Origin of the sequence: Roseateles sp., assembly GCF_039595295.1 — a bacterium.
In the GTDB taxonomy this organism is placed as follows: Bacteria; Pseudomonadota; Gammaproteobacteria; order Burkholderiales; family Burkholderiaceae_C; genus Roseateles.
In genome coordinates this window covers 28,001-46,815 of record NZ_JBCNLU010000031.1, presented here as the reverse complement: position 1 = coordinate 46,815, position 18,815 = coordinate 28,001, and the positions used below count along the sequence as shown (strand labels likewise).

Sequence of the window (18,815 nt, the reverse complement as noted above, 5' to 3'; positions counted from 1 at the left end):
TAGTTGGAAAGCGGGCGCCGGGGTCGGCAAATCGGGCCGCAGCTTAACTCACCACCCCAGCCCGATCCGCAGCGCCAGCATCACGACGGTCCCGCTGACAATGGTGCCGAGGATGCCGCGCTTCCAGAAGAAGTAGCCCGTTGCGGTCGCGGCGGCGAAGAGCCGCGCATCCTTCCAGGTCTCGATCAGCTCGCCCTGGGTCATGACGATCTCCGGCACGATGACCGCCGCCAGCGCGGCCAGCGGCGCGTAGCGCAAGCCGTCGCGCAGCCAGTCGGGCATGGGGATCTCCTTGTCGGGGATCATGAAGAAGGCCCGCGTGACCATCGTGATCACCGCCATCCCGGCGATGCCCAGAATCGCTTCCCAGAGGCTCATGCGGATCTCCCGCCGGAACCCGCTCCGCCCGATCCCGCCGGCGGCAGCCAGCGTTCCATCATCAGCCCGACCGCGACCGCGGCGGCGATCGCCACCAGGATGTTGAGCCGCAATGGCAGCGCGTAGGCGGCCACCGCGGCGCAGCTCGCGACCCCGGCCGAGACCCAGCTGTTGCGGTCCTTGAGCAGCGAGTAGCTCAGCCCCAGCAGCGCCAGCACGCCGGCAAAGCCCAGGCCCCAGTTCGTCGGAATGCGGTCCGCCAGCACGATGCCGATGACCGCGGGGATCTGCCAGGCAAACCAGTTGATCGCCACGCCACCCCAGAAGTACGGGAGCTGCTGTTCAGGGTCGGGCTTCAGATCGGGGAAGCGCTTGAGGAAGGCGACGTAATTGAGGTCGGCCGCGAAGTAGCCCAGCACCAGGCGTTGTACGCGCGGCAGCGGCGCGAAGTACAGCCGCCACTGGGCGCTGAAGATCACGAAACGCAGGTTCACGCAGAAGGCCGTGGCCCACAGCACCCATAGCGGCGCGCCGCTGGCGATCAGCGGCAGCGAGGCCAGCTGCGAGCTGCCGGCGAAGACCACGAAGCTCATCAGCAGCGACAGGCCCACGCCCAGACCGCTCTTGACCATGGCCACGCCGGTGACCAGACCCCAGGCCGAAATGCCCAGCGTGATGCCGAGCATGTCCTTCGCGCCACGCTTGAATTCGGGGTGACGCACCAGCGCCTGGAGTCCTTCGGCCATGCGGGCGATTGTCGTACGCGTCCGCCAGAAACGAATCGCCCCTCGTCCACCGTCGTGGCGAGGGGCGTACGCACACCGCCCGGCCTGGCCCGCAGTGGGCCGCGCCGGGCAGGCGCCGGGCTTACTTGTTGAGCTTGCGGACCGAGCCCGAGCCGGCGTTGGAAAGGCTGATCTCGGGGCTGCCGATGTAACCCACGTCGCCCGAGCCGGCGATGCGCACGTCCAGCTTGCGGCTGGCCTGCACAGTCACGTCGCCGCTGCCGGAGATGCTGACCTTGGCGTCGTCGACGACCAGCTCGCGGGTCTTGACGTCGCCGCTGCCGGCCACGCTCACGCTCAGCGAGTTGGCCTTGCCGTTGACCTGCATGTCGCCGCTGCCCGCGACGCGCAGCGTCACGTGGTCGGCTTCCAGGCCCTGCATGCGCAGATCGCCGCTGCCGGCGATGCTGGCTTCCAGGTTGCCGGTCTTCATCGGCTCGACGCGGATATCGCCCGAGCCCGCGATCGACAAGCCGCGCAGCTGGCGCAAGTCCAACGTCACCGTGGGCGTGCCGCGGGAGTTCAGGCTGAAGCCGCGCTTGGAGCTGATCTCCAGCGTGCGGCCCTTGCTGCCGTCGACCACGCGGGTCTCGATGTAGGGCAACAGATTGCGATCGGTCTTGACCTCGACCCGCTCGGCCGAGCCCTGGCGCACGAAGACTTTGAAGTCGCCCGCCAGCGAGACGGCGTCGAACGCGCCCACATCACGGGTTTCGGAGGCGACGTCACCGTTGCCCTCGATGCGTTGCGAGCCGCCGAAGCTCCAGGACCAAGCCTGCGCGCCGGTCGCGCCGGCGATGGCGGCCACGCCCAGCAGCGCGGCGGCGAAAGCGCGACGGGTGGCGCGCGCGGGGGTGGACGAAGTGGACCGGGGGGAAGCGTGGGTCGTCATGTGCGATCTCCTAACTCTCGATGATCGCATCATCCTGTCGACGGCCCGACCGGGCCATGACAGGACGACGAACTGCATCGACGACGGCCTCAACTGCACGGCCGCCCGATCGGCCGGGCGGGCCGTTCAGCCCACGCTCAGTGAGCGCCCTTGCCCGAGCCCTTGTCGGCCGGCGCGTCGCCGACCTTGCCCTTGGCGGAGCGCGGCGAATCCTCTTCCTCCTCCGACGCGGCGTCGGCGGGCTTGCTCGCGGCGGGCTGGTTGGCGACCACCGGGCGCGTGCCCTCGAGCTTGTTCTCGCGCATGTACTCGTCCATCTCGCGCCAGCCCTCGTAGACCGCCGCCTTCTGCGCCTTGGGATTGAGGGCGTAGCAGTCCTCGATGGCGCGCAGTGCGTTGCGGCAGGCGCCGCCGATGGCCTTGGCATCGGCCTCCTTGGCGGCGGCGACCTTGGCCGGATCCTCGATGCCGAGCTGGTCGCAGCCGGCCAGCAGCACGGCGCCGCCGAGCGCGACAGCGCCCAGCGCGGGACGGGCGAATGCGGTCAGGGAGCGGAGCAGAGCCTTCATGGAGTCCTTATCGGCCGCGACGGGCCTCGGCTTGAACCGGGGCATTGTGGCGCCGGCCTGATGCGGGCGGTCCAAACAAAAACACCGCCCGAAGGCGGTGTTTCGTAGGCTGGGGGCCGTATCGCCCCTGGAGCCATGCTCAGCGGCGGACCATCGCCATCAGGCGCGCGATGCGCTCCTCGGTGGACGGATGGGTGCTGAACAGCCCGCGGATACCGCCGCCGGACAGCGGATTCATGATCATCATCTGGGCCGTCTCTGGGTGGCGCTCGGCCGTCTCCATCGGAATGCCCTGGGCGTAGCGGTGGATCTTGTCCAGCGCCGAGGCCAGCGCCTGCGGGTCGCCGGAGATCTCCGCGCCGCCGCGATCGGCTTCGAACTCGCGCGCGCGGCTGATCGCCATCTGGATCAGCGAGGCGGCGATCGGCGCCAGGATCGCCACCAGCAGGCCGACGATGGGGTTGGCGGGCCGGCCCTCGCTGTCGCGCGGGCTGAAGAACATCGCGAAGTTGGCCAGCATCGAGATCGCGCCGGCCATGGTGGCGCTGATGGTCGAAATCAGGATGTCGCGGTGCTTCACGTGCGCCAGCTCATGGGCCATCACGCCGCGCAGCTCACGCTCGGACAACACGCGCAGGATGCCGGTGGTCGCGGCGACGGCGGCGTGCTCCGGATTGCGGCCGGTGGCGAAGGCATTGGGCGCGTCTTCCTGGATCAGATAGACCTTGGGCATGGGCAGCTGCGCGCGCTGGGCCAGCTCCTTGACCATGTTGTAGAACTGGGGCGCGCTTTGGGCGTCGACCTCCTGGGCCTGGTACATCTTCAGCACCAGCTTGTCGGAGAACCAGTAGCTGAAGAAGTTCATGCCCAGCGCCACGACCAGCGCGATCAGCATGCCCGACTGGCCGCCCAGCATCGAGCCGATCGCCATGAACAGCGCGGTGATGGCGGCCATCAGGATGGCGGTCTTCATCAGGTTGAACATGGGAACCTCCTCAAAAAGCTGCAAACGGGACAAGACCGGACGGTACACCGTCCAGATCTCCCCACGTGACGGCCGGACCAGCAACTTCAAGCTGGTCGGACCTGTGATTAAGTCAGGGCAAAGCGATGAGCCGCGCCTCACGCGCGTCCGCGTTCGGGACCCGCGGACGCTGGCTCAGCTGAGCTGCTCGCCGAGTTGCTCGCCCACTTGCAACGGCCGTGCCTGCAGGAACGCGGCGGCCGGCAGGCGCTTGCCGCCGGCACGTTGAAGCTCGGTCAGCCGTACCGCGCCGCGACCGCAGGCCACGACCGGGCCGTCGGCGGACACGGACAGCACACGGCCGGGCTCGCCGGGCGTGCCGTCGGTCTCGACGACCTCGGCGCGCCAGACCTTCAGCGGCTCACCGTCAAGCTGTGCCACGCCGCCCGGGAACGGGTCGAAGGCGCGCAGACGGCGCGCGATCTGCGCGGCGTCGTCGGACCAGCGGATCTGGCTCTCGGCCTTCTCGATCTTGTGGGCGTAGGTGACGCCGGCCTCGGGCTGCCGCTCGGGGCGTAAGCCGCCGCAGGCGGCGAGCTCCAACGCCTCGACGATCATGCGGCCGCCCAGCGCGGCCAGCTTGTCGTGCAGCGTCGCCGTCGTGTCCGCGGGCGCGATCGGGAGGCGCTCGATCAGCAGCATGTCGCCGGTGTCCAGGCCCTCGTCCATCTGCATGATGGTGATGCCCGTCTCGGCGTCGCCAGCCTCGATGGCACGATGGATGGGAGCGGCTCCGCGCCACCGCGGCAGGATCGAGCCATGGATGTTCAGGCAGCCCAGGCGCGGCAGCTCCAGCACCCATTCCGGGAGGATCAGCCCGTACGCCGCGACGATCAGCACGTCGGGCCGCGCGTCCAGCAGCGCTTGGCGGCCGGCCTCGGCCTCGTCCGGGTACTTGCCGTCCAGACGCAGGCTGCGCGGCTGCGCGACCGCGATGCCATGCTTCACCGCCAGCTGCTTCACCGGCGAGGCCTGCAGCTTCATGCCGCGCCCCGCGGGCCGGTCCGGCTGGCTCAGCACCAGCGGCACCTCGAAGCGCGCGTCGAGCAGCGCCTGCAGCGCGACCGCCGCGAACTCCGGCGTCCCCGCGAACGCGACGCGCAGGCCAGCGCTCGTCATCAGCGCTTGGCCTCGTCGCGGGCCTTCTTCACCAGCTTGGTCTTGATGCGCTCGCGCTTGAGCGGGCTCAGGTACTCGACGAAGACCTTGCCCATCAGGTGGTCCATCTCATGCTGGACGCACACGGCCAGCAGGCCTTCGGCATCGAACTGGAAGGTGTTGCCGTCGCGGTCCAGCGCCTGCACCGTCACGGTCTTGTGGCGCATGACCTTGTCATAGATCGTGGGCACGGACAGGCAGCCTTCCTCGCCTTCGATCATCTCTTCGCTCGCGGCCACCAGTTCCGGGTTGACCAGCACCAGCGGCTGGTTGCGCTCCTCGGAGACGTCCATCACCAGCACGCGCTCGTGCACATCGATCTGGGTCGCGGCCAGGCCGACGCCCTCGGCGTCGTACATGGTCTCGAGCATGTCGTCCGCCAGTTGGCGGATGCGGTCGTCGACGACGGCCACCGGCTTGGCGACGGTGTGCAGGCGCGGATCGGGGAAGCGGAGGATGGACAGTTTCGACATGGACGTGAGGGATGCGCTGTGGACGGGACACAACGCCGGGTTGTAAGGGCTTGCAAGAGACAGCGGGAGCCTTCGTTGCGGGTACCCCTGAATCTGGGCAGAATCGCCGCCGGCAAGACCGGGATTTTCGCCGATTTGGGACGGGCGTCAGGGTCTTGCCACAAAAGCGCCACCGGCCACGAGGGGCCTTACCCACCGGCGCGGGAGAACAAGTAATGACGCAAAGGCGGCCGCTGGGCTTCACGACGATTGCTGCGGCCCTGGCCGCCGGCCTGTTCAGCGCCAGCCCGCTGATGGCCGCGGGCGACTATCCCATCACGGCGCAGCAGCGCCAGACCGCGCAGCAAGTCGCGCAGACCGGGGTCCCGGTCTCGGAGCTCGCGGCCAACGCGCCCGATACCTACACCGTCAAGTCCGGCGACACGCTCTGGGCCATTTCGGGCCTGTTCCTGAAGAGCCCGTGGCGCTGGCCCGAGCTGTGGGGCATGAACACCGAGCAGGTCCGCAACCCGCATCTGATCTATCCCGGCCAGGTGCTGGTGCTGGTCAAGAGCGACGGCCGCGCCCGTCTGCAGATGGGCCGCGACCTCAGCGGCAACGCGGGCGGCGCGCCCGGCGGTACCGTCAAGCTGTCGCCCAAGGTGCGCGCGTCCTCGCTCTACGACGGCTCCATCGCCCCGATCCCGCAGCATCTGATCGAGCCCTTCCTCAACGAGGCGGTGGTGCTCAACACCAATGAGCTGGAGCTCGCGCCCCGCGTCGTGGCCGCGCAGGAGAACCGCGTCTGGATGTCCAAGGGCGATCTGGCCTATGCCCGCGGCAACTTCAATCCCGAGCTGACCGAGTACCGCGTCTTCCGCCAGCCCACGCCGCTGCTGGACCCGGTGACCAAGGAGCTGCTCGGCTACGAGGCGCCCTATGTCGGCACCGCCGAGGTCACCCGCCTCGGCAGCAAGGCCGGCACCAAGGACGAGGTCCCGACCACGCTGACGATCGCGCTGACCCGCCAGGAAGTGCAGACGGGCGACCGCCTGGCGCCGATTCCGCCGCGCGGCTACACCAGCTATGTCCCGCACGCCCCCGGCAAGCCCATCGACGGCCGCATCGTGTCGATCTATGGCGACGCGGTCCGCGCCGGCCAGAACCAGATCGTGGCGCTGAACAAGGGCTCGCGCGACGGCCTTGAGCGCGGCCACGTGCTGGCGCTCTGGCAAGCCGGCCGCGTCGTGCGCGACCCGACGACGGAGCGCAAGGAAGAGGTCCGGCTCCCGGACGAGCGCCATGGCGTGCTCTTTGTCTTCCAGGTCTTCGACCGGGTCTCCTACGCGTTGATCCTGTCGGTCCAGGAACCGGTCAGCCCCGGCGACCGTTTCACCCAGCCGTAAGCGCGGCGGCTCTCCGAGATCGGTCGTAGTCAGGACCCGCGGATGAGCCCCGACGACCTGCGCGACTGGCTGCACCTGCTCTCCAGCGTCTCGCGCGGTGGCGCGCGACGCTTGCTCGCGCGGCACGGCTCACCCGGCGCGGTGATGCGCGCGGGGCGGTCCGGATGGGCCGCGCTCGTCGACGGGAAGGAAGCGGACCTCCTGGCCAAGCCGGGCGCCGAGCTCGACCGGCTGACTCGGCGCACGCAAGCCTGGCTGGACGGCGGCGACCGCCGCTCGGTGCTGCTGATCGGCGACGCCGACTATCCCGATCCGCTGCTGCAGATCGCGGATCCGCCGCTGATGCTCTATCTGGACGGAAGGCGCGAGCTGCTGCAGCAACGCAGCGTCGCCGTCGTCGGCAGCCGCCGTCCCAGCCCGCAGGGCGACGACAACGCGCGCCACTTCGCGGCGGGTCTGGGCAACGCGGGCTTCTGCGTCGTGTCCGGTCTGGCGCTGGGCATCGACGGCGCCGCCCATGAGGCCGCGCTGGACACGCCGGGCAGCACGATCGCCGTGCTCGGCAGCGGCCTCGACAAGGTCTATCCGCTGGAACACGCCGCGCTGGCGCGCGCGGTCGCGCGGCGCGGGCTGCTGATCAGCGAGTACTTCATCGGCACGCCGCCGATGGGCCCCAACTTCCCCCAGCGCAACCGCATCATCGCGGGGCTCTCCGAGGGCTGCCTGGTCGTCGAGGCGGCGTTGAAGTCGGGCTCCCTGATCACGGCGCGGCAGGCGACCGAAGCGGGCCGCGAGGTCTTCGCGATCCCCGGATCAATCCGCTCGCCCGAGGCGCGCGGCTGCCATCACCTGCTCAAGCAAGGCGCTTGTCTGGTTCAGGATCTCGATGACCTGCTGGCAGAGCTCCCCGTCGGCGGACTGCCCCGGACGCCACAGCTCCCCCTGCAGGAGGAGCGGCGTCGGGCGCAGGGACGAGAACCGGAGCAAGACCCGGAACTCGACTCGGAAGTGGCGCTCGAGCCGGAGCCGGAGCCGGAGCCAGCCTCGCCCTTCTCCGCCGATCACCCGCTGCTGCGAGCGATCGGCAAGGACACGATCTCGCTGGAGGAGCTGTCCCAGCGAAGCGGCTGGGGCCAGGACGAGCTCAATGCGGTCCTGCTGGACTTGGAGTTGGCGGGCGACGTGGCTCGGCTGCCGGGGGCGCTGTTCCAGCGTCGAGGCAGCGCTTGAGCGACGCCGCACACGGCCTGGACGCCGCCGAGACGCCTCCCCGGAACCTCCTCGGAATCTCCTCGAGTACGGCCTGAAAACGGCTCGAAACGCCCTCGAAACGCCGGTTTGGATGCGGGAATCTCGGCGCCGGAGGCCGCCCATTTCGGCCGGAAGGGGTTTCGGACCGTGAGTTATAGTCCCCGCATGTTCGACGTTCTCGTCTACCTGTACGAAACCTATTGGCGCCCCGACGCCTGCCCGGATCACGCGCAACTGACCCGGAAACTGTCGGCGGTCGGGTTCGAGGACGACGAGATCCGCGACGCGCTGTCCTGGTTGGACGGTCTGGCCGCCGCGTCCGCCTCGCATCACGGCGAGCCCGACGGTCGCAGCCTGCGGGTCTATTCGCGAGACGAGCAAGATCACCTGGGCGACGTCTCCATCGGCTTCATCAGCTTCCTGGCTTCGGCCGGCGTGCTGCCTACCGCCATGCGCGAGATGGTGATCGACCGCGCCATGGCCATCCCCGGCGGTCCGCTGGACCTCGAGGACCTGAAGATCATCGTGTTGATGGTGTTCTGGAGCCTGGGCGAAGAGCCCGACGCGCTGATCCTCGACGAGCTCTTCGTCGCCCCCGAAGAACGCCTGATCCACTGATCGGCGGCCTTCCACACCCTGCGAACCGGCCCCGCGAAAGCGGCGCCGGTTTTTTGTCGGCCTCAGGCCAGCAAACGGGTCGGGTCGACCTCGAGCTTGGCGAGCGCGTTGCGCGTCGCCTTCACCGTCAGCGATTCGTCCTGCGCCGGCAGGATCAGCCCCGCTTGCAGGAAGGCCGCCAGCCGGCTCAGCTGGAAGAGCACGCCCCGCCCTTGCGGCGAGACGAACAGGATCAGGTGGTGCCGCAGCCCGCGCCAGGCCAGCTGGACCGGCTCCTCGCGGCCGCGGTAGTCCAGCATGTACCAACTGCCGACCTGCAGCTCCTTGGCCCAGGCCAGCATCGCCGGCGACGGCGCGGTGCCGCCCTCGGCGACGACTTCCAGACCCTCGCACTCGTGGCTGGACAGGTCGCGGACCAGCGATTCGTTGATCTCGCCCGCCTCGGGAGACGGCAACATCGCTTCCAGCGTCTCCAGCTGGCTCATCAGATCGTCCAGCCGCTCGCGCGGAATCGCGGCGGTCTTGGCGGTGAAGGCCGCGGCCAGCGCGTTGTTCAATGACCGGATCTGCTCATCCTGACGCTCGCTGTTGATGCCGGCGTGGCCCATGCCGTCGCGCAGCGTCTTGAGCAGCGGCGGCAGGCGCCGGATCACCTCGGCGCGGTCCTCGCGGGAGACCTTGGCGCTGGCCGACCAGATCAGATCGGCGGCGGCGCGCTTCATGGCCTTCGTCTGCTCGGCCTGCGGGCCGTAGCGCACGCCGGTCACCGCCAGCACGTCGGCCCAGATCTGGAACAGGAAGTCGCGCACGCCGTCCTGCACCGGGACTTCCGACAGCATCTTGCGCAACTCGATCGTGTACTGGATCGCCAGCGTCTCGCGCTGCTCGACCTGCTGGGCCAGCGACACGCCCTTGCGCGAGACCTCGTTCTCTTGCTGGAAGTAGTGATCGAGGAACTTCTCGAACTCGGTCAGCACCGTCTGGAACACGCGTCGGCCGGTGTCCGGATAGGCTTCGACGACCTGCACCACCCGCTTGATCTCCCGCTCCAGCGCATCGCCGATCTCGGCGCTCGACGCGCTGAAGCCCATCACGCAGGCGCCCATGCGGTCGATCAGACGACGCGCGGGATGGTCCTCGGTGGCGAAGAAATCGGGCTCACTGACGGCCACGCGCAGCACCGGCATCTGCAGCCGCGCGAACCAGACGCGGATCGCCGGCGGGATACGCTCCTCCTGCAGGATGGCCTGGAACAGCAGCGCGACCAGCTCGATGGTGGCGCGCTCGGCCGGCGTGTCGGCGGCCTGCTTGAGGACCTGCTTCAGCGCCTGGTTGCGATGGCGGATCTCATCGAGCGCCTGCGGCGCGGTCAGCGCCTGGTTGGCGCTGGCGACCTGGTCGGCGCGTCGCTGGACCGCCTCCTGCGCGTGGTTGATGGCGGCGCTCAGGCGCGCAGAGCCGCCTTGCGTGACCGGACCCGACGACGACGCGCCACGTGCCGCGGCGGCGACTGCCGCGGACGCCGCCGACACCGGCGCGGCATAAGCCCCACCGCGGATCGTGTGGCCCGAGGACACGCCGGCCGACTGGCCCTGTGCGCCATGCGCGTAAGCACTCGGCGCGGGCGCCGGCACCTGCGCGAGCTCGGGCACATGCCGCGCGAGCACGCGCTGCAGCTGCGCCATGACCTGCTGAGCGGATTGGCTGGCGGGTGTCGCCACGGCCGCCGCCGCGGCGGCCTGAGCCGCTTGAGCAACCTGCGCGCTGCCGGCCTGAGGGCCCGGCGCGGCCGGCCCCAGCGCGGCGGCCTGGGTGGCGCCGCTGGAGGCGGGGGCGTTGCGCCGAATGAAAGGACGGAGGTCGACCTCGGGCATCACGCCCTGCTGGATCAGCCAACGGTTGGCCTCGTGATAGCACTCGTTGAGGAGCTGAGAAAACTCGTGATGCAGCCAGCGCTGCAGCATCTGCCAGACGGAGCTGCTCAGGCCCGCCTCGAACCAGGCGTCGAGCACGATGCGCGCCAGGACTTGCGCGCGCAGCAGGTCCTGCTGCGCCAGGTCCTCGACCCGCTCCAGCGACTGCATGCGATTGCGCAGGTCGCTGAACTCCCAGCTGGCCTTGTCCATCATCGCCAGCGCGAGCCGCGAGGCGATGATCTCGCGCTCGATGGTGTCGTCGCTGACGAGCGAAAGATTCTGGGGTCGCGACGACAGCGATGCGCTGCGCGAGTCGCCGGGACCGTGGTGATAAGCGTGCCGCAGCGCCTTGCCCAGGCGCGCGTGCCACGGGGTGGCCGACCGCTGCCAGGCCTCGAACGCATCGCGCCGGGCCATCTGCAGACCGTGCTCGGCGGGCTGGGACAGCAGGTCCTGCACCGCCGTGGTCAGCACGCCGACCAACGCGGGCAGGCCCCGCAGCAGCACTTCCGTGTGGACGCGCCGCGCTTGCGAAGCCAGGGCCTGGGATCTTGCGTCGGCGGCGGTCATCGAGCTTGTGGACTATCGGGTGCGGACGACTCTACTACACCACCGCGCCGGCGTTGGGGTCATCCGGGTCCTCGCGCTTGGTGCTGGTCGACTTGACCAGGTCCTCGCGCTTGACGCCCAGCCACATCGCGATCGCGGCGGCCACGAAGACCGACGAGTAGATGCCGAACAGGATGCCGATGGTCAGCGCCACCGCGAAGTAATGCAGCGTCGGGCCGCCGAACAGCAGCATCGACAGCACCATCATCTGCGTCGAGCCGTGCGTGATGATCGTGCGGCTGATCGTGGACGTGATCGCGTGGTCGATGATCTCGTGGGTGTTGAGCTTGCGGTACTTGCGGAAGGCCTCGCGGATCCGGTCGAAGATGACCACCGACTCGTTCACCGAGTAGCCCAGCACGGCCAGGATCGCCGCCAGCACCGCCAGTGAGAACTCCCACTGGAAGTAGGCGAAGAAGCCCAGGATGATGACCACGTCGTGCAGGTTGGCGATGATGCCGGCGACCGCGAACTTCCACTCGAAGCGGAAGGCCAGGTAGACCATGATGCCGACCACCACGCAGATCAGCGCCCAGGCGGCGTCGTGCGCCAGCTCGGCGCCGACGGACGGGCCGACCACTTCGCTGCTGGTGAGCTTGAGCGGCTCGGCCGCGTTCACCGAGCAGGCCCGCTTGCTCACCGACTCGCCCTGCGGCGTCACTTCCTGGTGGGACACGACCTGACCCTGCTCGGCCTTGCACAGCGCGCCGAACACGCTGTCGACCAGCGCGTCCTGCTTGACGTCGGGCTTGACCGGCAGACGGATCAGCACGTCGTGCGAGGTGCCGAAGTTGGTCACCTGCACTTCGCCGAAGCCCATCTGCTCCACGATGTGGCGGGCCTTGTTGATGTCCGCGGTCTGCGCGTACTGGACCTGGATCACCGTGCCGCCGGTGAACTCGATCGAGAAGTGCAACCCCTTGGTCACAAGGAAGAACACCGCCGCGAGGAAGGTGATGAAGGAGATCGCGTTGAGGATCAACGCGTGCTTCATGAACGGGATGTCCCGTTTGATTCGGAAGAATTCCATGGCTTGTGAGCTCTCTTGCTAGCTTCTGACGGCCGGAGCCTTCAATTCGCCTCGGCCGTGTCGGCGGCGGCCTCGGCCGCGCCGGTCGTGCCGGGCTTCCACACGGTGCCGATGGACACCGACTTCAGACGCTTGCGGCGGCCGTACCAGAGGTTGACCAGCGCGCGCGAGAACATCACCGACGAGATCATCGAGGTCACGATGCCCAGGCAATGCACGACCGCGAAGCCCTTGATCGGCCCCGAGCCGAAGGCCAGCAGTGCCAGACCCGCGATCAGCGTCGTCACGTTGGAGTCCAGGATGGTGGCCCAGGCGCGCTCATAGCCCGCATGGATGGCCTGCTGCGGAGGCAGACCGGCGCGCAGTTCCTCGCGCACGCGTTCGTTGATCAGCACGTTGGCGTCGATGGCCATGCCCAGCACCAGCGCGATGGCGGCGATGCCGGGGAGCGACAGCGTGGCCTGCAGCATGGACAGGACGGCCAGCAGCAGCAGCAGGTTGAAGCCCAGCGCGATGGCCGAGAACACGCCGAACATCATGTAGTACAGGCACATGAAGATCGCCACGGCGACGAAGCCCCAGGTGACCGACGCGATGCCCTTGTCGATGTTGTCCTTGCCCAGCGACGGGCCGATGGTGCGTTCCTCGATGATCTTCATCGGCGCGGCCAGCGAGCCGGCGCGCAGCAGCAGCGCGGTGTCGCTGGCCTGTTGGGCCGACATGCTGCCGGTGATGGAGAAACGGTTGCCCAGCTCGCCGCGGATGTACGGGGCGGTCACGACCTCGCCCTTGCCTTCCTCGAAGAGGATGATGGCCATGCGCTTGCCGATGTTGTCGCGCGACATGTCCTTCATGATCCGCGCGCCCTTGGCATCCATCGTGAGATTGACCGAGGGGTTGTGGTTTTCATCGAAGCCGGGCTGCGCGTCGTTCAGGTTGTCGCCGGTGACGACGACCTGCTTCTTCACGACAACGTCGCGCTCGGGGTCGTCCGCCGGACGGCTGCTGTTGACGAAGCGCTCGGTGCCGAAGGGCAGCGCGGTGCCTTGACGGACCGCCTCGCGGGCCTCGGTGCCGTCGTCGACCAGGCGCATCTCCAGCGTCGCGGTGCGGCCGATGATTTCCTTGGCCTTGGCCGTGTCCTGCACGCCCGGCAGTTGCACGACGACGCGGTCGCGGCCCTGCTGCAGGATGACCGGCTCGGCCACGCCCAGCTCGTTCACGCGGTTGTGCAGCGTGGTGATGTTCTGCTTGATCGCGGCGTCCTGGACGGCGATGACAGCCTTGGGCGTCAGCGCGCCGGACAGGCGCAGCTCGGAGCCCGAGCCTTGCGGGGTCCAGGCGACGTCGGGGAACTGGTCGCGCAGCAGGTTCGAGGCCTGCGTGCGGGTGGCTTCGTCGCGGAAGTTGATGACGACGTCGTCGCCGTCACGGGCGATGCCGGCGTGGCGCAGGTTCTTGTCGCGCAGCACGGTCCGCAGGTCGGTCGTCAGCGACTCGGCCTTCTTCGTCAGCGCGGCCTTCATGTCGACCTGCATCAGGAAGTGGACGCCGCCGCGCAGGTCCAGGCCCAGATACATCGGGAAGGCGTGCAGCGCCGACAGCCACTGGGGCGAGCGCGACACCAGGTTCAGCGCGACGATGTACGGGGGGGAATCGCTGGACTGGCCGTTCAGCGCGCGCGTGATCACGTCGCGGGCCTTGAGCTGGGTGTCGGGGTCGCCGAAGCGGGCGCGCACCGAGCTGCCCTCGAGCTGGACGAAGTCCGGGGCGATGTTGGCCTGGGTCAGCGCCTGGGCCACGCGCTCGCGCACGGCGTCGTCGACCTTGACGGTGGCCTTGGCGCTGGAGACCTGGATAGCCGGCGCCTCACCGAAGAAGTTCGGCAGCGTGTAGATGAAGCCGACCAGCAGTGCCACGAGCAGCACCACATACTTCCACAACGGATAACGGTTCATGAGGAGATCCTCTGCAAACCCGGCGCCGCGACCCTTGGCCGGTGGCGCCTCTGAAAGCAGACACGGCCCGCGATCGCCGCGGGCCGGTCGTCAGGGACGGTCGACACCAGGGGGCCGATCGTCCGCGGGGGTCACTTGGTGACGGTGCCCTTGGGCAGCACCTGCACCACGGCCGAGCGCTGGATCTGGATCTCGACGCCCGGGGCGATCTCGACGCGCAGGTAGCTCTCTTCGATCTTGCTGACCTTGCCCAGCAGACCGCCGGCGGTGATGACCTCGTCACCCTTGGCCAGCGCCTCGACCAGCGCCTTGTGCTCCTTCTGCCGCTTCATCTGGGGGCGGATCATCACGAAATACATGATGGCGAACAGGGCCACCAGGGGCAGCATTTGCACGATGCCGCCCATCGGGTCGGCGGCAGCCGCGGTTTGGGCGTAAGCGTTGGAAATAAACACGTCGATGTCCCTCAGGAAATGCGTTGGCGCAGGCGGTGAGCCGGGGGCGCCTCGGGGCGCCGTCGGGCGAAAGGCCCGAGCGAACGAAAGAACCTGCGATTGTATGCGGGCCGTTTGACCGGCCCGGTCCCCGGCGAACGCGGATTTAACTGGGGTTGACCTGCGCAATCTCAATCCATACCGTCGGGCAAACCCCAGGTTCGACCGGCGGCGGAGTGCGCGGCGAACCGTTCTCGACCACCCGGACCCTCGCGGTCCCCTCAGAAGGTGCGCGCATGAACTTCCTGCCCGTTGTCATCCGGGTCATCGACTCCCACACCGCTGGCGCGACGACGCGTCTGGTCGCCTCCGGCGGCCCCCCTCTGGCGGGCGCCACCATGGAGAGCCGGCTGGCCGACTTCCAGGCGAATCACGCGCCTTGGCGTGGCGCATTGACCGGCGCGCCTCGTTGCGCACCTGGAACGGTCGGAGCGATCCTGACCGAGCCGGAACACCCCGGCAGCTTGGCGGGCGTGCTGCTGTTCGACGCCGAGGGGCCTCTGGCGCCCCAGCGCCGGTTCGGCGCGACAGTGGGGGTGATCGCCTCGCTGGCGCATCTGGGCAAGTTGCGGCCAGGGCCGCTGCGGCTGGACACGCCGACCGGCTCGATCGGCGCCGCGTTCGCGCTCGACGGCAGCGTCAGCCTCGACGGCGAGCCGGAAACGGCCCGCGCCCATGTGCTGCTGGACGGCACCATGGTCGTCGAGGCCGACGACCCGTACGGCTGGGGCATGCCGCCGGCCTGATCGCCGGCTTGATCGGCGGTCGCGCCGGCTTGATCGGCGGTCGCGCCGGTCAGCGGAACTGCACGCGGGCGATGGCGATCTGCGTCGTGCCGTCCTGGAGCGGCTTGATCGCCACCACGCGGAAGTTCTTCGCCTGGCCAACCTTGTAGAGCTGACCGCCAGGTTCGGGCTTGTCGTCGTCGCAGGTCATGGGGCCGCCGTCCTTGGGCTTGCCGCGGGCGACTTGCGGATCGCCGCAATCGAGCAGCGTGCCGTAACGCGTCAGCGCCTTGCGGTAATAGCGGCCGACGCTGTCCACGTCGTCGCGACTCTGGAACTTGCCGGCCGAGACGCTCATGCCGAACAGGCCGCCCCACAAGCTCATGGTCACACCGGACTTGTCGTCCTTATGCTCGATCATCGGCGTGGCGCCGGGATAGACAGGCACCTGCAGGTCCTTGTCCACCGCCTTGGCGTCGAAGCTGATGCCGGCGCTGAATGAGTCCGACGAGGGCGCGGGCGGCGGAGGCGGCGCGGTCTGCGCGCAGGCGCTCAATGCCAGCGCCATGGCCGCCGAGGCCAGTCCCACACGGACGGAGACCGCCAACGCCGGGACGGCCGGACCTGACGCGGAACGATGTGCGGATCGGGACATGGCGGCTCCTGGGGTCGTGGAATGGGCGGACTCTATGCGAACGGGTTCCATGGCCGGAGCGCCCGGGCGACGAACTGCAGCGGCGCGGGGACAGGCCGTCGAGAAGAAGGCTCGACTATGCTGCGCCGATGCTGATTTCCCGCTGGCTGCGGCCTTGCCTCGCGCTTCTTTCGTGCCTGCTGGCGATTGCGGCGTCGACCGCCGCACAGGCTGCATCAACCGCCGAACCGCTGCGCATCGGCTCCAAGCGCTTTACCGAGAGCTACATCCTCGCCGAGCTGCTGGCGCAGACGGTGCGCGCCCAGGATCCGGCCGCGGCGGTCGAGATCCGTCAGGGCCTGGGCAACACTGCGATCGTGCATGCGGCACTCAAGGCCGGCAGCATCGACGTCTATCCCGAGTACCTCGGCACCATCGAGCGCGAGATCCTCGGCCACGCCGGCACCGGCGCGCCGCTGGCGCAGTTGCAGGCGGAGCTCCAACCGCTGGGGCTGGCGATCGGCGTGCCGCTGGGTTTCAACAACGGCTATGCGCTGGCGATGCGGGCGCCGCAGGCGCGCGAGCTGGGGATCCGCTCGCTGTCGCAGCTGGCCGCGCACACGAGCTTGCGATTCGGGCTCAGCAACGAGTTCATCGGCCGGGCCGACGGCTGGCCGGAACTCGCCAAGCGCTATGCGTTGCCGCAGCAGCCGCAAGGGCTGGACCACGGCCTGGCGTACCGCGCGCTGGCCGAGTCGCAGATCGACCTCACCGACATCTACACCACCGACGCGCAGATCGCGGCGCTTGGGCTCACGGTGCTCGAGGACGACCGGCACTTCTTCCCGCGCTACGACGCGGTGCTGCTGTATCGCGCCGATCTGCCGCAGCGGCATCCGCAAGCCTGGGCCGCGTTGCGGACCCTGCAAGGCCGCATCGACGAAGCCGCGATGATCGCGATGAACGCCGAGGCGGAAATCCGCAAGCGGCCGTTCGACGCGATCGCGCGGGACTTCCTCGCCCGCCGTCCAGCCAAGGCGGCAGGGTCGGCGGCCTCAGCCGGACCGGTGGCATCGACCGCGCCCGCGGCTTCGGACTCCCCCACCGCATCAACGCCATGGAGCGCCGCATCGCCAGTCAGCAGCGGAGGTGCCGACGCGAAGCCCGGCCTCTGGGCCCGGCTCACCGGCCCGGATCTGGCGCGACTCACCTGGCAACACCTGACCCTGGTGCTGGGCGCGGTCGCCCTGGCGTCACTGGTCGGCGTGCCGCTGGCGGTCGCGCTGCATCCCTGGCCGCGCTGGCGCGAGTCGCTGCTCGCCTTCTGCGCCCTGCTCCAGACCGTGCCCTCGCTGGCGATGCTCGCGCTGCTGATCTGGGGGATGAACCGCATCGGTCCGTTGCCGGCGCTGGTCGCCTTGACGCTCTACGCGCTGCTGCCGGTACTGCGGAACTGCACCGTCGGGCTGAGCGAAGTCCCGGAAGGCCTGACCACGGCGGCGCGCGCGCTGGGCCTCACCCGGGGCCAGGTCTTGCGGCTGGTGCAGCTGCCGCTGGCGATGCCGGTGATGCTCGCCGGGCTGCGCACCGCGACCAGCCTGTCGGTGGGCACGGCCACCATGGCGGCCTTCATCGGCGCGGGCGGTTATGGGGAACGCATCGTCACCGGACTGGCGCTGAACGATCAGACCTTGCTGCTGGCCGGCGCGCTGCCGGCGGCGGCGCTGGCGCTGCTGTTCGAAGGCGTCTTCGCCCTGCTCACGCGGGCGCTGGCGCGTTACCCACGCTGAACTCGCGCTCCAGCTCGGCGTAGCACCGCTGCTGCGCGGCGGACCAGTCGCCCAGTTGCGCCGGCTGCAAGCCCGGCTGCATCAGCTGACGCAAGGCCACGGCCTGGGCCTGCCGCACCAACTGCGCGAGCACCGCCGACTCCGCCCCGCGTCCGGGCTGCGGCGCCAGCGCCTCGGCGACCTTGGATGGGAAACCCCAGTGCTCGACGATCTGCGCGGACCAGGCGGCCGTCAGCGGCAGCAGCTGCCGATGCAGGCCCTCCCGGTCCAACGGCGGGATCGTCGGTGCCGACATCCCGTCCAGCACCCGCAGCAGCGCCATCAGACCGAGCTGCGAGCTCAGGCCCGCCAGGTAGGCAGAGAACTCGTCGTCGCCGGCATTGGCCAGCTTGGTCGTCGCGACGGCGGCGCGCTCGCTCAGGTCCCACAGCAGGGTGCCGGCACCGCTCCCGTGGCGGCCCTTGGCCTGGTTGAAGATGGGCCGCAGCGCAACGCTCATCACCAACTGGTTCAGGCCCTGCTGGCCGAGCACGAAGACCGCGCCGGAGAGATCGGTGATCTCCCGCTCCGGGCGGTAGCGCGGCGAGTTGGCCAGACGCATCAGCTCACCGACCAGGCTGGGATCGCGCGACAACAGTTGGACCAGCTCGTTCGACGAGACGTCATCGCGGCGGACCAGCCGCATCAGCTGCGGCAGCACCGCCGGCAGACGCGGCAGCTGATCCGCCCACTGCGAGCCGCGCTGCGCCTGCAGGCGTTGCATCAGGCCCTGCTCGCCGGCGGAGGGCGGGACGTCCTTGAGCCGCGACAGCCCGAGCAGGCGGCCGCTGAACTGCAGCCATTCCGACGAGGCCTCGAGCGCCGGCAAGGCGGCCAGCACCGCATGGCCGGCCGGCACCGTAGACGCCGGGCCCGCCTGCTGCGAGGGGGCCGCGGGCGCGACGGTCGGGGACTGGGAATTCTGGGCGGAGGCCGAGGGCACGCCGACCCGCGACGCGGACGACGCCGATCGACTCGCAGGCCGACTCGCGGGGGTGTCAGCGGGAAGATTCGGCGGCCGACTCGATCGCCCCGCGGATCCCTGCGCGCTCGGTTTCGAAGCGCCCATGCCGTCGGCCGCGCCGGA

The 18,815-nt window shown here is 69.4% G+C and carries 18 protein-coding genes; 5 read left to right on the top strand and 13 right to left on the bottom strand.

Features of this window, described 5'->3' with window-relative positions:
- Positions 1-48: 48 nt before the first annotated feature.
- The 7 genes from ABDW59_RS19075 to def form a co-directional block, all read right to left on the bottom strand.
- On the bottom strand, positions 49-378 hold the full coding sequence (locus ABDW59_RS19075; RefSeq protein WP_343632014.1) for an AzlD domain-containing protein: 330 nt from the start codon (positions 376-378) through the stop codon (positions 49-51).
- Positions 375-1,124 (bottom strand): AzlC family ABC transporter permease, encoded by a 750-nt coding sequence (locus ABDW59_RS19070; protein ID WP_343632012.1) that lies wholly within the window; start codon positions 1,122-1,124, stop codon positions 375-377. Before ABDW59_RS19070 ends, ABDW59_RS19075 begins: the two co-directional genes overlap by 4 nt.
- A 121-nt stretch (positions 1,125-1,245) precedes the next feature.
- On the bottom strand, positions 1,246-2,055 hold the full coding sequence (locus tag ABDW59_RS19065) for a head GIN domain-containing protein (RefSeq protein WP_343632010.1): 810 nt from the start codon (positions 2,053-2,055) through the stop codon (positions 1,246-1,248).
- 137 nt (positions 2,056-2,192) lie between these two features.
- Positions 2,193-2,624, bottom strand: a complete 432-nt coding sequence (locus ABDW59_RS19060; protein ID WP_343632008.1) for a hypothetical protein — start codon at positions 2,622-2,624, stop codon at positions 2,193-2,195.
- A gap of 139 nt (positions 2,625-2,763) precedes the next feature.
- Positions 2,764-3,609, bottom strand: a complete 846-nt coding sequence (htpX, locus tag ABDW59_RS19055; RefSeq protein ID WP_343632006.1) for a zinc metalloprotease HtpX — start codon at positions 3,607-3,609, stop codon at positions 2,764-2,766.
- Positions 3,610-3,783: 174 nt separating this feature from the next.
- Positions 3,784-4,752, bottom strand: coding sequence for a methionyl-tRNA formyltransferase (gene fmt / locus ABDW59_RS19050; protein ID WP_343632034.1), 969 nt, complete (start codon positions 4,750-4,752; stop codon positions 3,784-3,786).
- Between the two features lie 14 nt (positions 4,753-4,766).
- Positions 4,767-5,279: a peptide deformylase gene (def, locus tag ABDW59_RS19045; RefSeq protein WP_343632004.1), complete on the bottom strand. Its 513-nt coding sequence runs from the start codon at positions 5,277-5,279 to the stop codon at positions 4,767-4,769.
- Between the two features lie 215 nt (positions 5,280-5,494).
- Here def and ABDW59_RS19040 point away from each other — a divergent pair, with 215 nt between their 5' ends.
- From ABDW59_RS19040 to ABDW59_RS19030, 3 genes are all read left to right on the top strand, one after another.
- Complete coding sequence (locus ABDW59_RS19040; RefSeq protein ID WP_343632002.1) at positions 5,495-6,664, top strand: LysM peptidoglycan-binding domain-containing protein; 1,170 nt, start codon at positions 5,495-5,497, stop codon at positions 6,662-6,664.
- 42 nt (positions 6,665-6,706) lie between these two features.
- Positions 6,707-7,894: a DNA-processing protein DprA gene (gene dprA, locus ABDW59_RS19035; protein ID WP_343632000.1), complete on the top strand. Its 1,188-nt coding sequence runs from the start codon at positions 6,707-6,709 to the stop codon at positions 7,892-7,894.
- 186 nt (positions 7,895-8,080) lie between these two features.
- Positions 8,081-8,533, top strand: a complete 453-nt coding sequence (locus ABDW59_RS19030; protein ID WP_343631998.1) for a DUF494 domain-containing protein — start codon at positions 8,081-8,083, stop codon at positions 8,531-8,533.
- A gap of 62 nt (positions 8,534-8,595) precedes the next feature.
- Here the strand turns inward: ABDW59_RS19030 and ABDW59_RS19025 are convergent, their stop codons facing one another.
- The 4 genes from ABDW59_RS19025 to yajC form a co-directional block, all read right to left on the bottom strand.
- Entirely contained in the window at positions 8,596-11,019 is a 2,424-nt protein-coding gene (locus tag ABDW59_RS19025) for a DUF1631 family protein (RefSeq protein ID WP_343631996.1), read from the bottom strand.
- A gap of 34 nt (positions 11,020-11,053) precedes the next feature.
- A complete protein-coding gene (secF, locus tag ABDW59_RS19020) occupies positions 11,054-12,088 on the bottom strand; it encodes a protein translocase subunit SecF (protein WP_343631994.1) in 1,035 nt (344 codons plus the stop codon).
- A gap of 41 nt (positions 12,089-12,129) precedes the next feature.
- Positions 12,130-14,046: a protein translocase subunit SecD gene (gene secD, locus ABDW59_RS19015; RefSeq protein ID WP_343631992.1), complete on the bottom strand. Its 1,917-nt coding sequence runs from the start codon at positions 14,044-14,046 to the stop codon at positions 12,130-12,132.
- 131 nt (positions 14,047-14,177) lie between these two features.
- On the bottom strand, positions 14,178-14,501 hold the full coding sequence (yajC, locus tag ABDW59_RS19010) for a preprotein translocase subunit YajC (protein ID WP_343631990.1): 324 nt from the start codon (positions 14,499-14,501) through the stop codon (positions 14,178-14,180).
- Between the two features lie 275 nt (positions 14,502-14,776).
- Here yajC and ABDW59_RS19005 point away from each other — a divergent pair, with 275 nt between their 5' ends.
- Entirely contained in the window at positions 14,777-15,286 is a 510-nt protein-coding gene (locus ABDW59_RS19005; RefSeq protein ID WP_343631988.1) for a proline racemase family protein, read from the top strand.
- Between the two features lie 49 nt (positions 15,287-15,335).
- Here the strand turns inward: ABDW59_RS19005 and ABDW59_RS19000 are convergent, their stop codons facing one another.
- Positions 15,336-15,920, bottom strand: a complete 585-nt coding sequence (locus tag ABDW59_RS19000; RefSeq protein WP_343631986.1) for a hypothetical protein — start codon at positions 15,918-15,920, stop codon at positions 15,336-15,338.
- 128 nt (positions 15,921-16,048) lie between these two features.
- Between ABDW59_RS19000 and ABDW59_RS18995 the strand changes: the two genes are divergently transcribed.
- Entirely contained in the window at positions 16,049-17,689 is a 1,641-nt protein-coding gene (locus ABDW59_RS18995; protein WP_343631984.1) for a glycine betaine ABC transporter substrate-binding protein, read from the top strand.
- On the opposite strand, the gene ABDW59_RS18990 is transcribed toward ABDW59_RS18995, so the two are convergent.
- On the bottom strand, positions 17,658-18,587 hold the full coding sequence (locus ABDW59_RS18990) for an HDOD domain-containing protein (RefSeq protein WP_343631982.1): 930 nt from the start codon (positions 18,585-18,587) through the stop codon (positions 17,658-17,660). The genes ABDW59_RS18995 and ABDW59_RS18990 overlap by 32 nt on opposite strands.
- Positions 18,588-18,815: the final 228 nt, after the last annotated feature.

Excerpts from the sequence above, each read along its gene's own strand:
- ABDW59_RS19075 (WP_343632014.1), bottom strand. The coding sequence starts at position 378 with ATGAGCCTCTGGGAAGCGATTCTGGGCATCGCCGGGATGGCGGTGATC.
- ABDW59_RS19070 (WP_343632012.1), bottom strand. The coding sequence starts at position 1,124 with ATGGCCGAAGGACTCCAGGCGCTGGTGCGTCACCCCGAATTCAAGCGT.
- ABDW59_RS19065 (WP_343632010.1), bottom strand. The coding sequence starts at position 2,055 with ATGACGACCCACGCTTCCCCCCGGTCCACTTCGTCCACCCCCGCGCGC.
- ABDW59_RS19060 (WP_343632008.1), bottom strand. The coding sequence starts at position 2,624 with ATGAAGGCTCTGCTCCGCTCCCTGACCGCATTCGCCCGTCCCGCGCTG.
- htpX (WP_343632006.1), bottom strand. The coding sequence starts at position 3,609 with ATGTTCAACCTGATGAAGACCGCCATCCTGATGGCCGCCATCACCGCG.
- def (WP_343632004.1), bottom strand. The coding sequence starts at position 5,279 with ATGTCGAAACTGTCCATCCTCCGCTTCCCCGATCCGCGCCTGCACACC.
- ABDW59_RS19040 (WP_343632002.1), top strand. The coding sequence starts at position 5,495 with ATGACGCAAAGGCGGCCGCTGGGCTTCACGACGATTGCTGCGGCCCTG.
- dprA (WP_343632000.1), top strand. The coding sequence starts at position 6,707 with ATGAGCCCCGACGACCTGCGCGACTGGCTGCACCTGCTCTCCAGCGTC.
- ABDW59_RS19030 (WP_343631998.1), top strand. The coding sequence starts at position 8,081 with ATGTTCGACGTTCTCGTCTACCTGTACGAAACCTATTGGCGCCCCGAC.
- ABDW59_RS19025 (WP_343631996.1), bottom strand. The coding sequence starts at position 11,019 with ATGACCGCCGCCGACGCAAGATCCCAGGCCCTGGCTTCGCAAGCGCGG.
- secF (WP_343631994.1), bottom strand. The coding sequence starts at position 12,088 with ATGGAATTCTTCCGAATCAAACGGGACATCCCGTTCATGAAGCACGCG.
- secD (WP_343631992.1), bottom strand. The coding sequence starts at position 14,046 with ATGAACCGTTATCCGTTGTGGAAGTATGTGGTGCTGCTCGTGGCACTG.
- ABDW59_RS19005 (WP_343631988.1), top strand. The coding sequence starts at position 14,777 with ATGAACTTCCTGCCCGTTGTCATCCGGGTCATCGACTCCCACACCGCT.
- ABDW59_RS19000 (WP_343631986.1), bottom strand. The coding sequence starts at position 15,920 with ATGTCCCGATCCGCACATCGTTCCGCGTCAGGTCCGGCCGTCCCGGCG.
- ABDW59_RS18995 (WP_343631984.1), top strand. The coding sequence starts at position 16,049 with ATGCTGATTTCCCGCTGGCTGCGGCCTTGCCTCGCGCTTCTTTCGTGC.